Source organism: Candidatus Poriferisocius sp. (assembly GCF_965204015.1).
GTDB lineage: Bacteria > Actinomycetota > Acidimicrobiia > Acidimicrobiales > Bin134 > Poriferisocius.
The window spans coordinates 931,147-947,172 of sequence record NZ_OZ241965.1 but is presented as its reverse complement, the minus strand read 5'-3'; the positions used below and the strand labels follow the sequence as shown (position 1 = coordinate 947,172).

Here is a 16,026-nt window from a genome sequence, read left to right as displayed (position 1 = left end):
CCCGGCGACCTTTACCTACTGGTCGAAGGGCAGGTGGAGCATCTTGATGGCGTTGCCCCGCATGATCTTGTAGATCACCTCGTCCGACAGACCCTCGCACAGCTTCTCGGCCACCTCCTTGGTGTGGGGCCAAGAGCTGTCGTTGTGGGGGTAGTCGGTTTCGAAGGTCACGTTGTCGGCGCCGATGGCCTCGATGTTGGCCAGTCCGTGGTGGTCGTCGAAGAAGCACCCGTACACGTGATCGGCGAAATACGTGCTGGGCCGCTCGGGAATCACCCCCCATACGCCGTTCCATCCCCGGTTTTGCTCCCACACCACGTCGGCCCGCTCCAATATGTAGGGGATCCAGCCGATCTGCCCTTCGCTGTAGGCGATTTTGATCTTGGGGTAGCGGATGAACACGCCGGAGAAGAGCCAGTCGGCCAGCGATCCCATGGCGTTGTTGAACGTGAGCGTGGACATCACCGCGGGCGGGGCATCGGCCGAGGTGGACGGCATGCGAGACCCCGACCCGATATGCATGCACACGACGGTGTCGGTTTCCTCGCAGGCGGCGAAGAACGGCTCCCAGTGGCCTTCGGCATCGTGGATCGACGGCAGCTCAAGGTTGGTGGGCAGTTCTGTGAACGAGACGGCGTGCGTCCCCCGCTCAGCGTTGCGGCGGACTTCGGCGGCGGCCAGGTTCGGGTCCCAAAGCGGGATCAGCGGCAGGGGGATCAGCCGGCTGTCGGTGCCGGCACACCACTCCTCGATCATCCAGTCGTTGTAGGCCTGCACGCACAACAGGGCCAGTTCCTTATCGGCCGCCTCCAAGAACGTCTGCCCGCAGAACCGGGGGAACATGGGAAAGCACATGGCGGCCTCGACGTGGTTGATGTCCATGTCATCGAGGCGGGCCTGCTGCTGCCAGCAACCGGGGAGGATGTCGTCGTAGGTGATGGGCTGGGGACCGAGATCGTCTTTGGGATAGCCCGACGCGGCGCTGAGCCGGATTAGCGGTTGCTTGAGGTCCTCATAGAGCCAGGAGTCGATCGTTCGCTCGACATCGCTGTCGACCCACTCCGGCATGTGGTTGATTATCGCCCGGTCTTTGAAGAGCTTCTCCCGCACGACCCGGGGCCCGACGTCGGCGTACTTGCGGGACAGGCGGTCGGTCCACAGGGTGGGCGGCTCCACTATGTGGTCGTCCACCGAGATGATCTTGGGGATTTCCGGCATGGATGGAGCGTACTCTTGGCGCTGCGCCCGGAGCCTGCTGGGGATAATGCCGTCATGCGCTACTAGCCTGTCGCCATGCTGGATTTGATCATCAAAGGCGGAACCGTTGTGGATGGCACCGGATCGCCGGGAGTTACGGGCGATGTGGGCATCAGCGGCGGGAGGATCACCTCCGTAGGGGCGGCCGACGAGGCCGCGGCGCAGGTTATCGACGCCGATGGGCTGGTGGTGGCGCCGGGGTTCATCGACGCCCATACCCACTACGACGCCCAGCTTTTCTGGGATCCGCTGGCCTCTCCCTCCAACGAGCACGGGGTGACCACCGTGTTGGGCGGCAACTGCGGCTTCACGCTGGCCCCCTTGAAGGCCGACGACGCCGACTACATCCGCCGGATGATGGCCAAGGTGGAGGGGATGCCCCTTCCCGCCCTGGAGCAGGGCCTGCCGTGGAGCTGGTCGAGCTTCGCCGAGTACCTGGATGCCCTGGAGGGGCGCATCGGTGTAAACGCCGGGTTTTTGGTGGGCCATTCGGCGCTGCGTCGCTATGTGATGGGGGCCGAGGGAACCGGCAACGCGGCCTCTGCCGAGCAGGTGGCCGAGATGGTGCGGTTGCTGCACGAGGCGCTGGAGGCCGGGGGCCTGGGGTTCTCATCGTCGCAGTCCACCACCCACTCCGACGGCAACAACGATCCGGTGCCGTCGTATTTCGCCGACCGCACCGAGATGCTGGCCTTGTGCGACGCGGTGTCCGACCACCCCGGCACCTGGCTGGAGTTCATCATCACCGGCTGCAATGCGTTCTTCAGCGATGAAGAGATCGACCTGATGACCCAGATGTCGGTGCGGGCCCAGCGGTCGCTCAACTGGAACGTGTTATCCCACGCCTCCACCATGATGGACCGCACCCAGCACCAGCTTCGGGCGTCGGATGTGGCCGCCGAGGCCGGGGGGCGCATTGTGGCCCTGTCAATGCCGTCCATCGGCGGGCTGAAGATGAATTTCGCCAGCTACTGCGCCCTGTACCTGCTGCCCAACTGGGGCGACGTGCTGTATCTGGACCACGACGAGAAGAAGGCCAAGCTGGCCGATCCCGCCGTGCGGCAGTGGCTGGATGAGCAGGCCCGCAGCTCCGAGGGGCCGTTCCAGTTCATCTCCACCTGGGCCAACATGGAGATCGGCGACACCTATGCCCCGGAGAACGCCGGGCTCACCGGTCGCAAGGTGGGCGATATCGCCGCCGAGCGGGGGGTCGATCCGTTTGACGCCTTGCTCGACATCGTGGTGGCCGACGACCTTCGCACCGCACTGTGGCCCCTGTCGTCCGACGACATCGACGTAGCCTGGCAGCAGCGGGCCGATCTGTGGCGCGACCAGCGGGTTCTGGTGGGCGGATCCGACGCGGGTGCCCATCTCGACCGCATGTGCGGCGCCCGCTTCCCGACCGAGATGCTGGCATCTGCCGTGCGCGACCGGGAGCTGTTGCCGATGGAGGAGTGCGTGCGGCTCTTAACCGACGAGCCCGCCCGCCTGTTCGGCCTGAAGGGCCGGGGCCGGGTAGCCGAGGGCTACTGCGCCGACCTGGTGGTGTTCAACCCCGACACCGTGGCCTCCGGCCCCATCGTTGAGCGCACCGACCTCCCCGGAAGCTGCGAGCGCCTCTACGCCAGCGCCATCGGCGTCGAGCACGTGCTGGTAAACGGCACCGAAATCATCACCGCCGGCCACCCCACCGGCGCCACCCCCGGCACTCTCCTGAGATCAGGCCGCGACACCGAAACCGTGTTGCCGTAGGACTGGGCCGGGCAGTTCATGGCGCAAAAGAAGGGGCCCCGTGCGTTCCGGGGCCCCGTCGCCGCGGTATGTCGGCTGCATTCGGAGGATTCCTACTAACCGGACCGGCAGGCAATGGTCAAGGTAGCGATACCGCTAAAGGACGTCAACGGTTTTTCAAACGGAGTGAACTGTTGTTTTAGAACCCACGCGTGTGGGTGACGGCGGGTATTTCTTGAGGCAGAGTGCCAATGGTTGGAAGTGCATCGTGAGGATGTCACGCTCAGCGGATAGGATAAAGATAACCCCGCCGGGGTGAGTAGCCCCGGCCTGACGGCCCCGACTTCGGTCGGGGCTGTTTCGCGTTGGGGAGGTCGGCGATTGCAGTTGTCAGGTATTCAGAGGTGGTCATCGGGGTCCATTAGTCCTGACAGCAGCCTGTATTGCCCATAGGGTTACACCCCGATGCGAGGATGGGGCGGTGCTGAGGCAGACACATTCCGAGGCTCGGGGAAGCCAGTCCCTTCGTGACGGAGACTGATTGTGGACGTATTTGAGCTTCGGGAGCGGGTTGTTGGGGAGTACCGGCGGTACGCCGAGAGCTTTGTGGAGATTGCCGACGGGCGCATTAAAGAGGGAGTAGCCGAGGCGCTGGACGGGGGACTGTTATGGCCGCATCCTCGGGTCGGGGTGAACCCGGCGTTTGAGCCGGGGGCGTCGATCGATGACCTGGTTGATTCAGGGCAACTGCACCCGACAGCCGGTGACATCTTCCAAACGGGCAAATCGGCCGACATCTCCCAAGGCAACTTGCTCACATTGCATCGGCATCAGAGGGAGGCTGTCGATGCCGCCGCCGCGGGGCGAAACTATGTGCTGACCACCGGCACCGGGTCGGGCAAGAGTCTCGCCTACATCATTCCCATCGTCGATCATGTGCTGCGTTCAGGGTCGGGCCAGGGCGTCAAGGCCCTGGTCATGTATCCGATGAACGCTCTGGCCAACAGCCAATATGAGGAACTGTCCAAGTTCCTCGACCATGGTTCTTCGGCGACAACGCCCGGTTCAACCGTAGACCGGCCTGTCACGTTTGCGGTGTACACCGGCCAGCAGAACCAGCACGAGCGGGAGGCGATCCTCACCAATCCGCCCGATATTTTGCTCACCAACTATGTGATGGCCGAGCTCATTCTCACCCGCTACATCGACAAAGCCTTGGTAAGGGCGATGTCTTCACTGCGTTTCCTGGTGCTTGACGAATTACACACCCACCGAGGTCGCCAGGGAGCGGATGTGGCCATGCTGGTTCGCCGCATCCGAGAGGCTACCGGTGCCTCCGACATGCAGTGCGTGGGCACGTCGGCCACACTCTCGACCGAGGGCACGCCCGCAGAGCGCGATGCCCGAGTCGCAGAGGTGGCCACAAAGCTGTTCGGCGCTGAAGTCGGGCCCGATGACATCATCTCTGAAACACTGCGGCGGGTCACGGACGGTCGAGACATCAACAGCCTTGAGTTCGCCGGAGAACTGGCTCGCCGGATTGATAGCCCACCCCCAGGTGCCGTCACCGTTGATGAGTTCTTGACCGACCCATTGTCGATCTGGATCGAATCAACGCTCGGCCTGGCCGAGGATGCCAGCGGTCGGCTGGTGCGGGCTACGCCGATTCCCATCGCAGGACCCGATGGTGGAGGAGAACGTCTCGCCGCGGCGACAGGCCTGCCCAGTGCCCAGTGCGAGAAGGCGATTCAAGACCAGCTCTTGACCGCCAGCCGTCTGCCGGACCAAGCAGCGGGCCAGAGCGTATTCGCCTTCCGTCTGCATCAGTTCCTAAGTGCAGGAGACACGGCATATGCCACCCCAGAGGATGCCGAAGAACGAGAGATCACAATGCGGGCGCAGCGGTTTGTGCGTGACGACCGGAACCGGTCGTACCTCCCGTTGTCGTTCTGCCGGCAATGTGGGCAGGAGTATTACGTAGTTCGTCAATCAGCGGTTGATGGCGGATCGGCTCTTGTGGCTCGCGACTTGGGTGACACCGATGATGGTGATGGTGAACCCGGCTTCTTGTTCATCGATCCGCATCCCGATGCGCCCGGCCGGGGCAGCCGACCCACCGTTGAAGCAGCGGGGCCAGATGAGCAAGGCCCAAGGGACAGTCCATGGCCTATCGATCGCGAAGGCATCGAAAACCGCCTGCCCTTTGACTGGTTCGACGTCAACCAAAGGTTGCGCGACGGTCGGAGGGACAGCGTTCCCAGAGCTATCAGCGTCGCTGCTAGTGGTGCGTTTGTCCCGTTGGTGGATGACGACTCAGTCCTATTGGACGCTGAAGGAGGCCGATCCGGCACAACCATCGCCTTTTGGCTCACAACACCATTCCGATTCTGCATGAATTGTGGTGTTTCCTACACCGGGCGCCTAGGGAATGATTTCACCCGGCTGGGCACCCTCGGTTCGCAGGGGCGCTCGACGGTGACCACGATCACTTCCCTGGCCACGGTCAGCCACTTGCGCGAAACCGGTGAACTCGGTCCCAGAGCTCACAAGCTTCTGTCATTCACCGACAACCGCCAAGATGCCTCGCTCCAAGCTGGCCACCTCAACGATTTTGTCGAGGTCACCATGCTGCGGTCAGCCCTCTATCAAGCCCTGCAAATGGCTGGAGAGGAGGGCCTTCACCATGACAATGTGGCTCAGCGAGTTGTCGAAGTACTCGACCTGCCTCCGCAGGCGTATGCCCTTCAGCCCGAGGCCAGGGGCCATGCCCGGAGCATGGCGAACCAAGCGCTCACCGAGGCGATTTCCTACCGGCTATATCTGGACTTGCGCCGAGGCTGGCGGATCACCCAACCCAATCTCGAGCAATGCGGGCTCTTGTCGATCAGCTACGAGTCGCTCGATGAGTTGGCCGCCGACGAGCAGGAGTGGGCGACCCGCCACCCTGCCCTTGCCCAGAGCAACGCCGAAGTCCGTTTTCGGATCCTGCGGGCCATGTTGGATGTCGTCCGCCGGGAGCTGGCGATCCGGGTCGGAGTCCTCGACCGAGACAACCACCAGGCAATGCAACAGCGCAGCGAGCAGAACCTATGCGATCCGTGGTCGCTCGAAGGCGAGCGCTTGGAGTATGGCTCGGCACTGGTCGCCCGGCCTCGCCGGCAGCGCGATGACCGTAGCCTCACCCACCTCGGACCCCGCAGTGTCTTCGGCCAGTTCCTCAACCGCCTCGACACGTTGGGCGGCGCTCAGCACCTGATGCTTGAAGAGCGGCAGCAGATTATCGACGACCTTGCCGAAGCCCTGAACATCTACGGGTTGTTGTACCAAGCGGGCCTCGAAGACGACGGCACCAGGATCTGGCAGCTTCCCGCAGGGGCGATGCGCTGGGAGCTGGGCAACGGCCAGCCCCACAACGACCCGATTCGGATGCCGTCGGGGCCAGAGCACGGCATCACGCCAAATCAGTATTTCGTGGATCTATACACCCGGCAGGGCGCCAAAGAGCACCGCATCGAGGCCAGAGAGCACACCGCTCAGGTGACCCACGAACTGCGGGCTGAGCGGGAGCACCGATTCCGAGACGGGGTGCTGCCGGTCTTGTACTGCTCACCCACGATGGAACTGGGAGTCGACATCGCCGAGCTGAACGCAGTGAATATGCGAAACGTGCCGCCCACGCCGGCGAACTACGCGCAGCGCTCGGGGAGGGCCGGACGCAGCGGTCAGCCCGCGTTGGTCACCACCTTCTGCGCTACTGGCAACAGCCACGATCAGCACTTCCTTCGCCATCAGGAGCAGATGGTGGCGGGCCAGGTGGAGGCTCCCCGCCTTGATCTGGCCAACGAGGATCTAGTTCGGGCCCACGTCCACTCGGTTTGGCTGACCCACAGCGGCCTTAATCTGGGCAGCAAGATGGGCGAACTGCTCGACCTCTCAGGCGATGAGCCTTCGCTGGAGCTACTGGCCCACGTAGTTGACGCGCTGGCCGACGAAGCTGTCCGCACTCAGGCTCAGGTCCGCTCCCAAGTGGTCCTCGAGAATCTCGGCTCGGAGCTGACCGAGGCCGACTGGTGGACTGATGACTGGCTCGACGACACCATGCAGGCCCTTCCCAAGCGGTTCGCCGACTCGCTCGATCGTTGGAAATCGCTGTACCGCTCGGCACTTCACCAGGCTGTCGAGCAGGCCCGCATCCGGCAGTCAGCCGGTCGCACCCGCCGAGATCGAGAACAAGCTGATCGCCTCCGTCGTGAGGCCGTCCGCCAACTCGATCTGCTACGGGGTGACTTGAGCGATGGCTTCCACTCGGACTTCTACCCGTACCGCTACTTTGCGGCTGAAGGCTTCCTGCCTGGGTATTCGTTCCCCCGCCTACCGTTGTCGGCATTCGTGCCAGGCCGACAGCAACGCGGCACCGAGTTCTTGCAGCGCCCCCGCTTCCTGGCCATCTCCGAGTTCAGCCCCCACAGCCTGATCTACCACGAGGGCAACCGCTATCAGGTCAACCGGGTGATCCTCGACGCCGAGGATTTCGAGAGCGACCCCGACGGCGGCTCGATCATCACCACGTCGATCAAGCGATGCGAAGCGTGCGGCTACCTGCACGCCGACTACACCGGTCCTGGCCCCGACGTATGCGAGCATTGCTCCGAGCCTCTGCCCCCGCAAACCCGAAACATGTTCCGACTGCGCAACGTGTCTACTCGCCGCCGCGACCGGATCACGTCCGATGAAGAGCAGCGGGAGCGACGGGGTTACGACATCGTTGCCGCCGTCCGCTTCGCTCGCCGCCAAGGCGAAAGATCTGTTCGCGAGCGAGTGCTCTGCGCTGCTCAGACAGACGGGGCTTCTCGCGATGACGGACCAGTTTTGAGATTGTCGTATGGGGACGCGGCCACGATCTGGCGAATCAACGAAGGGCCACGGCGACGCGCCAACCGAGCGCAGCTCGGGTTTGTGCTTGACATCGAGCGGGGCTACTGGGCACGCGACGCCGATGCCGCCGAGGGCGATGCCGACACATCCCACCAAGATCCCTTGTCTCAGCGCACGGTCCGGGTGATCCCCTATGTGACCGACGCCCGCAACGCACTGCTCATTGAGCCAGTAGCCTCGGGGAGCGGCCAGAACAGTCCAAATCCCGCCGATCTTTCCCCCGCCGGGCTCGACATGGAAACGATGGCTTCGGTTCAGGCCGCACTGACCTCCGCTCTGCAAGTGGTATTTCAATTGGAGCCGAGCGAGATCGCCGCTGAGCCACTGCCATCGTTGGATAATCGCCGTCAACTGCTGGTGTACGAGGCGGCCGAGGGCGGTGCGGGCGCCCTGAAGCAGCTGGTGGACGATCCGTCGCTGTGGCCGCGGATCGCTCGCGAGGCGCTGCGGCGCTGCCACATTGATCCCGACACTGGCCATGACCAAGACGGCCCTGGCCAGGTGGAGGCGTGCGAGGCGGCTTGCTACGACTGCCTGATGTCGTACTCGAACCAGGGCGATCATGGCCTGCTCGACCGCCGCCTGGCGGCCGAATATCTCATGCCCCTGGTCTACGGCGCGACCTTTGTCCGAGATAAGCACGACGAGGAGTTGGCCGACTCCGCAGATTCCAGCCTAGAGCAGCAGTTTTTAGCCTTCCTCGAACGCGGCGGCTATCGACGCCCCGATCGTTCGCAGATCTACTTCGAGACCGCCCAGACCCGCCCGGACTTCGTCTACGACGAAGCCTGCGCGGTGGTATACGTGGATGGCCCTCATCACGACTACCCCGAGCGGGCGGCGCGAGATGCCATCCAGGAACAGGCCATGAACGATCTCGGCTATCAGGTCATACGCTTCGGCCACGCTGACGACTGGCAAGCCATCGTCACCCGCCATCCCGCGGTATTCGGCATCGGTAACCAGGGTGCCTCATGAACTTCGCACCTGGCTCGCTGGTCACCGCGCGAGGGCGCGACTGGGTTGTCTTGCCCGACAGCACCGACGAGATGGTGATGGTCCGCCCTCTGGGGGGCACCGATGACGAAACTACCGGCATCCTGGCCGCGGTCGAAGAGGTCACAGCCGCCAGTTTCGATCTGCCCGATCCGTCTCGGCATTTGGGAGATGCCCACTCAGCCCGCTTGCTGAGAGATGCGCTGCGGCTCGGGTTCCGCTCCGGTGCGGGACCGTTCCGCTCGGTTGCCCAATTGGCCGTCGATCCTCGCCCTTATCAGCTAGTGCCCTTGTTGATGGCCCTTCGCCTCGACCCGGTGCGCCTGTTGATCGCCGATGACGTGGGTGTGGGTAAGACCATCGAAGCTGCATTGGTAGCTGCCGAACTGATGGCCCAGGGAGATGCCGAACGTTTGGCCGTGCTTTGTCCTCCGCACTTGGCAGAACAATGGCAGGCAGAACTGGCTGACAAGTTCCATATCGAAGCCGAGCTCGTTCTGGCATCCACCGCCGCCCGCCTTGAGCGCGGCTTGGCCCACGGCCAGTCCATATTCGACCGCCATCCGAATGTGATCGTCTCTTTGGACTTCATCAAGTCTGATCGCCGCCGCGACGACTTCATCCGGGCGTGTCCTGAGCTTGTGATCGTGGATGAGGCCCACACCTGCGCCAGAGCCGGTGACCGGGCCAGCAGCGGCCGCCACCAGCGACATGCCTTGGTCAGTGCTCTCGCAGATAGTCCCGACCGGCATCTGATTCTGGTCACCGCCACCCCTCATTCGGGCAAGGAAGAGTCGTTTCGCTCACTCTTGCGTTTGCTCGACAACGAGTTTGCCGACCTGCCCCACGACCTGGCCGGCGAGCACAATCGCCACCATCGAGATCGCCTTGCCCGCCATCTGGTGCAGCGGCGACGTGCCGACATCAGCCACTACTTGGAGACCGACACGTATTTCCCCAAGCGGGCCGACCGGGAGCAGCACTACAGCCTCTCGCCCGGCTATATGGCCTTGTTCGACGAGGTGTTGCGTTACGCCCGCACCACCGTCGATGATCGCAGCGCAGGAAGGCGGGCGCAGCGCATTCGTTGGTGGTCGGCGCTGGGCCTGCTGCGGGCGCTGGCCTCCAGCCCGGCAGCCGCCGCGGCCACACTCCGCACCCGAGCGGTAACTGTTGATGCCGACTCGGATTCAGCCGAAGACATCGATGAGTTGGGTCGTCGGCTGATCCTCGACCTCGACGACATCGAGGAAGCTCCCGACGTGGTGCCCGGCAGCCAGACGGAGCTTGCCGAGTCAGCGGTGTCACGACGGTTGCGGGAGTTCGCCAAGCAGGCCGATCAGATCGCCGATGGCCCCAAGGGTGCTGATGCCAAGCTCGAGGGCCTGATTGGCCTGGTGGGAGAGTTGCTGGGCGACGGTTTCCAGCCCATCGTCTTCTGCCGGTTCATCGAAACCGCTGAGTATGTGGCCGACCGACTTCGGTCCCGGCTGCCCAAGCGCGACCGCCCCGAGGTGGCCGCGGTCACCGGACGACTGCCGCCGTCAGACCGGGAGGCCCGGGTGGCTGAGCTGGCTTTCCACCCCCGCCGCGTTCTCGTGGCCACCGACTGCCTGAGTGAGGGCATCAACCTTCAAGACCATTTCTCAGCGGTGATCCACTACGACCTTCCGTGGAACCCCACTCGACTTGAACAGCGAGAGGGGAGGGTAGACCGCTATGGCCAGCCGAGTTCGGAGGTGAGGGTGGTCACCTATTGGGGGTCGGACAACCGCATCGACGAAACGGTGCTGGAGGTGTTGCTGCGAAAGCACCGCAAGATCAGGGGCGCGTTGGGGGTGTCCATCCCGGTGCCCGGCTCTACCAGCGACATCATCGAGGCTCTTGCCGAACAGGTCTTATCCACCACCGGCCAAGCCATCAACGTTCCCATTCAGGGGATAATCGAGCAGCTCCGCCCCAAGACCGATGCCATAGACGCCGAATGGGAACAAGCTCGGGAAAACGAAGTGCGCCGTCGATCCCTGTTTGCCCAGAGCCGGATCGATCCCAGCGACGTGGCCGAAGAGTTGGCAGCCATGCGAGATGCCATCGGCTCGGGCGCCGATGTCGAGCGGTTTATGATCACCGCCCTGCGCTCTTTTGGCGCGGCCATCTCTGAGAGCAACATCCCTTCGGGTCGGGGGTACGACGCCGATTTGTCCGACCTGCCAGATGCCGTGGCTGATGCGCTCGCGATAAGCGACGCCGGCAAACCAGCACTGGCTCTCGGCTTCGATCAAGCAGCGCCAAGCGGCGGACTGCTGCTGTCTCGCACCCATCCTGCAGTCGGCGGGCTAGCAGGCCACGTCCTCGATCAAGCCATTGATTCCGTTGGACAAATCTCCGGTGGCAGCGGGCCGATTGCCGCTCGTTGCGGGGTCATGCGCACCGACGCCGTGTCAATTGTCACCACTCTGCTGCTGTGTCGGGTGCGGATGTCGATTGCCGCCGTAGCCCGCCACGGCGAACACCACATGCTGGCCGAAGAGGCCATGCTGCTGGCCTTCACTGGTGTAGCCGATACCCCAACCTGGTTGGCTCCCGAGCAGGTCCAGAGGCTTCTCGAGGCCGAACCCGCGGGCAACGTGCTCCCCCAGGTTGCCGCCGAGCGCATTAAGGCGATCCTCGGCGCAGAGCCGCACTGGCGCCCGATGGTTGCCGAACAAGCCGAAGCCCGAGCCGAGTCCCTGGCAGAAGCACATGCCCGGGTGCGGGCGGCTGATCGCCGCCAAGGCGTTGCAATACGCGGCCCAGGGCCAGGGCGAGTCACGGTTACCGCCCAAACTCCAACCGATGTACTGGCCGTCTACCACTTTCTCCCCAGGGTGACCTCCTGATGGGGCGGGGAGCTGTATCGACGCAGGGGGCACTGCTGCCGCGAGAACTGTTGGATCGGGTAGACAGCAACGATCCGAAACTGCCAGGCATGAAGGCCGTCGACTACGGCCTTGCACCCGGCGAACGAGTGCGCGATGCCATCACCCGCTCTTGGCAGCGACTGACCGGACTGTGGGTTGGCTTCCATCAGGCCGAGACATCGTTGGCACCGGAGGACACTGCCACGTCACTGACCCGTGAGCGATGGCTGCTTCCACTCCTTGACGAACTCGGCTTCGCCGGGCTGCCGCTCGTGCAGAGCCTCTCGGTAGACGATGGGTCAGGTGATGTCTCCGGTTCTGCGGGAAAGGACTACGCAATCAGCCACGAGTGGGCCGATTGCGTGCCCGTCCACCTCATGGGCTGGCGGGTGGATGTAGACCGGCGCTCGCCGAAGGTGCGAGGAGCGTCCAAGGCCTCGCCTCACGGTCTGGTGCAGGAGTTCCTCAACCGCTCCGACCAGCACTTGTGGGGGATTGTGTCCAACGGGCGAGTTCTGCGTCTGCTGCGCGATAACGCATCGCTCACCCGCCAGGCATACGTGGAGTTTGATGTGGCAGCCATCTTCGAGGGTGACTCATTTGCCGACTTCGCCTTGCTGTGGCTGTGTTGCCACCGGTCCCGATTCGAGGGCGATCCTCCGCACCGCAGCCTGTTGGAGCAGTGGGCTCAAGAGGCAATCTCGGCTGGAACCCGCGCCCGCGACAAGCTCCGCGACGGAGTGGAGAGGGCCATTGTTGTCCTTGGTTGCGGTGTGCTGGAGCACCCGGTCAACAACACGCTTCGAGCGCGTCTGCGCGGAAACGAATTGGCCCCCGAAGAACTGCATCGCCAATTGCTTCGGGTGGTGTACCGCCTGTTGTTCCTGCTGGTGGCTGAAGCCAGAGACCTACTTCATCCTGCTGGTGTCGATGTTGAGGCCAAACGCCGCTACGAGCTCCACTACTCGGTGGCTCGGTTGCGCCGTTTAGCTGAGTGCCGCCGAGGCGGGACTCACAGCGACCTTTGGACAGGACTGAGCGTGACCATGGCTGCTCTCGACGTCGGCGAGACCGACGCGCAGCGGAATGCCCGTGCCGCATTGGGCCTCACATCACTGGGAGGTTTCTTGTGGTCGTCGGACGACGCCCCTGATCTGGTGGATGCGCAGATCGCCAACGCCTGTCTGCTTGAGGCCATTCGCAACTTGGCGTTGGTGCGCGACGACGAAGCCCGTCTCTGGCGCCAGGTCGATTACCGCAACCTCGGCACCGAAGAACTGGGCTCGGTCTACGAATCTCTGCTTGAGCTGCACCCCAAGATCGACCCGGATGCCCGCACGTTCGGCTTTGAACGGGCAGCTGGGAGCGAACGCAAGACAACCGGCAGCTACTACACCCCATCGGCGCTGATCTCCCGCTTGCTTGACGACGCCCTCGATCCGGTGATCGACAAAGCCGCTGCGAAAGCCGATCCCGAGAAGGCACTGCTGGCCCTCAAGGTGCTCGACCCCGCGTGTGGATCAGGCCACTTCCTAATCGCCGCCGCCCACCGCATTGCCGCCCGGCTGGCCCGAATCCGCGAGGGTGGAACCGAGCCCAGCACCGACATGCTGCGGGTCGCCTTGCGCGAGGTGGTGAGCCGCTGCCTGTACGGGATTGACATGAACCCGATGGCCGTTGAGCTCTGCAAAGTAAGCCTGTGGTTGGAGGCCAACGTTGCTGGTCGGCCACTGGGCTTCCTCGACCATCACATAGCCTGCGGCAACAGCCTCCTGGGGACCACCCCCAAGTTGTTGGCCGCCGGCATCCCTGATGCCGCCTTCAAGGCCCTGACCGGTGACGACAAGAAGCACGTCAGCGCCCTCCGTAAGAGGAACAAGGCGGAGCGGAAGGCACCAGATCAGCTGTTGCTCGAACTGGATTACTCGATGGCGGCAAGCAGCGCCAGGCTGGCCACCGCGGTGAAGCGTATTGATGCAGCCCCTGAACAAACCGCCGAACAGGTAACCAAGAAAGCAGCCGAGTATGCCGCGATGCGGGCCGGAGGACCCGTACTGAAAGAGAAGCTGATCGCTGACACCTGGTGTGCTGCCTTCGTAGTTCCAAAGACCTCTGACATGCCAGCCATCACCGACGACATGTTGAGGGAGGCCAAAAGGCTTACCCCTGACCAAGCTCTTGCCATGAGCCATAGCGACAGTTCGCAGCGCGGTTCGCTCCTTGATGGAAGCGCCTTGGAGACGATTCAAACCCTGGCCGACGACTATCAGTTCACCCACCTACACCTGACTTTCCCAGAAGTGTTCCCGGTGCCTGAAAGCCTCGACGACGCCACCAACCCCCAAACCGGCTGGTCTGGTGGCTTCGACGCAGTTCTCGGCAATCCGCCGTGGGATCAGATCCAATACGATCCACGCGAGACGTTTGCAGTCAGCCATCCCGAGATCGCTGAAGCGGCGACAATGGCCAAGCGCACAGCAATGATTCGCGATCTCCAAGGCGTTGAGCCTGAAACGTACGCACGTTACCAAGCTGACCAGCGTCACCTGGATGGTTTGAAGCACTTCGTTCACGCGTCAGAGTGCTATCCGCTCGGCAGTGTCGGGCGTTTGGCCACAGCTCCGCTGTTCTTGGAGTTCATGTGGAATGGTATTGCTCCCAGTGGCCAGGCTGGGGCGATCGTTCCGACTGGCATCGCTACCGATTCCTTCACCCAAGAGTTTTTCCGGCAAATGATTGAGAGGAAAGCTCTTATATCGTTATTCGATTTTGAGAATGCAAAGCCACTGTTTCCTTCGGTACACCGAAGTTACAAGTTCTGCCTACTGACTCTCTCCGGTTCCAACAAGCCCACTGGCCAATCGCACTTCTCTTTCTTCGCTCATGAATCTGCCGATTTGGAAAGCCATGACCGAGTGTTTGAACTCACCCCCGAAGACTTCGCTCTCCTGAATCCCAATACTCGAACCTGTCCAATCTTCCGCACCAATCGAGACGCAGAAATCACCAAGGCAATCTATCGCCGAGTCCCACCTCTAATCCGGGAAAATGATGTCAAAGGCAACCCTTGGGGAGTGGAGTTCCAACTCATGTTCATGATGAATTCTGACTCTCACCTATTTCTCACACGAGAAGAGCTGGAATCTGGAGGCTGGATTCTGCAAGGGAATCACTTTACTCGTCATTCGACTGACAACAGACCTGAACGCTGCTTACCCCTTTATGAGGGCAAAATGATCCATCAGTTTGACCATCGTTGGGCTACATTTGAGAACGGCGATTTTCGAGATGTAAGAGCGGACGAGAAAGAGGACCCAATCTTTTGTCCGCTGCCTCGATATTGGATTATGGAGTCTGAGGTCGATCAGAGGAATGAATTTGTCCAGGATTGGTTGCTGGGATGGCGCGATGTCACTAGAGCTACTGAAAAACGAACGTGGGTTGCATCACTTCATCCGGTAGGAGGTGTGGGTCACACTCTACCGCAGATTCGATTTCCTTCGGTGCAACGACCAGTAGAATCGACTGCTTGTCTAATGGGAATTCTCCATACGGTAGTGAATTCCTTTCCCTCAGACTATATTGCACGTCAAAAGGTTGGTGGAATTCACATTACGTTCTTTACAACTAAACAGCTTCCTATTCCATCGCTCTATCACTTGCAATTTAGTAACCAAAGTTTAGTTGACTTTATTTTAGAAAGAACTGTTGAATTGTCATATACCGCATGGGACATGGAACGATTTGCGAAGACCCTCGGCTACAAATGTCCACCATATCGATGGTGTGATGAACGTCGTAGCCGTATTAGAGTTGAACTAGATGCTCTCATGTTCCATCTCTATGGAGTTGATCGTGATGACACAATCTATATGATGGACACCTTCTCGAAAATCAAGCGTAATGATGAAAAACAATATGGCCAGTTCCGAACAAGAGATCTGATAATCGAACGGTACGATGCCATGACTCAAGCCTACAAAGCTGCCCATGGCACTCTCACCGATACTCCCAACAGCACCACTCCACCCCTCGACCAAGCATCACTCATCCACTACAGCCACCGCCTGTCTGAAGCTCTTGCCTCCCACTACGAAACCAACATCAACCCTCCGCCCGCTCACCTCTCCCAAACCCACCCCGCCTCAACCCGCCCTTCCTGGCTGGATACTCATTCGTTCGGAGCCTAGAAGTCCGGTCCTTGGGG

At 62.0% G+C, this 16,026-nt stretch carries 5 protein-coding genes; 4 read left to right on the top strand and 1 reads right to left on the bottom strand.

Annotation, left to right across the window (positions count from 1 at the left end):
• Positions 1 to 15: 15 nt before the first annotated feature.
• Entirely contained in the window at positions 16 to 1,218 is a 1,203-nt protein-coding gene (locus ACOGJC_RS04380; RefSeq protein WP_419847293.1) for an amidohydrolase family protein, read from the bottom strand.
• Positions 1,219 to 1,293: 75 nt separating this feature from the next.
• On the opposite strand from ACOGJC_RS04380, the gene ACOGJC_RS04375 reads away from it, so the two are divergent.
• The 4 genes from ACOGJC_RS04375 to ACOGJC_RS04360 all read left to right on the top strand — a co-directional run bounded on the left by ACOGJC_RS04375 (position 1,294) and on the right by ACOGJC_RS04360 (position 16,009).
• Entirely contained in the window at positions 1,294 to 3,009 is a 1,716-nt protein-coding gene (locus ACOGJC_RS04375; RefSeq protein WP_419847292.1) for an N-acyl-D-amino-acid deacylase family protein, read from the top strand.
• 522 nt (positions 3,010 to 3,531) lie between these two features.
• Positions 3,532 to 8,901 (top strand): DEAD/DEAH box helicase, encoded by a 5,370-nt coding sequence (locus tag ACOGJC_RS04370; protein ID WP_419847291.1) that lies wholly within the window; start codon positions 3,532 to 3,534, stop codon positions 8,899 to 8,901.
• Positions 8,898 to 11,798: a helicase-related protein gene (locus ACOGJC_RS04365; protein WP_419847290.1), complete on the top strand. Its 2,901-nt coding sequence runs from the start codon at positions 8,898 to 8,900 to the stop codon at positions 11,796 to 11,798. Before ACOGJC_RS04370 ends, ACOGJC_RS04365 begins: the two co-directional genes overlap by 4 nt.
• A gap of 89 nt (positions 11,799 to 11,887) precedes the next feature.
• Positions 11,888 to 16,009: an Eco57I restriction-modification methylase domain-containing protein gene (locus ACOGJC_RS04360; RefSeq protein ID WP_419847289.1), complete on the top strand. Its 4,122-nt coding sequence runs from the start codon at positions 11,888 to 11,890 to the stop codon at positions 16,007 to 16,009.
• The last annotated feature ends 17 nt before the right edge of the window (positions 16,010 to 16,026 follow it).

Excerpts from the sequence above, each read along its gene's own strand:
- ACOGJC_RS04380 (WP_419847293.1), bottom strand. The coding sequence starts at position 1,218 with ATGCCGGAAATCCCCAAGATCATCTCGGTGGACGACCACATAGTGGAG.
- ACOGJC_RS04375 (WP_419847292.1), top strand. The coding sequence starts at position 1,294 with ATGCTGGATTTGATCATCAAAGGCGGAACCGTTGTGGATGGCACCGGA.
- ACOGJC_RS04365 (WP_419847290.1), top strand. The coding sequence starts at position 8,898 with ATGAACTTCGCACCTGGCTCGCTGGTCACCGCGCGAGGGCGCGACTGG.
- ACOGJC_RS04360 (WP_419847289.1), top strand. The coding sequence starts at position 11,888 with ATGAAGGCCGTCGACTACGGCCTTGCACCCGGCGAACGAGTGCGCGAT.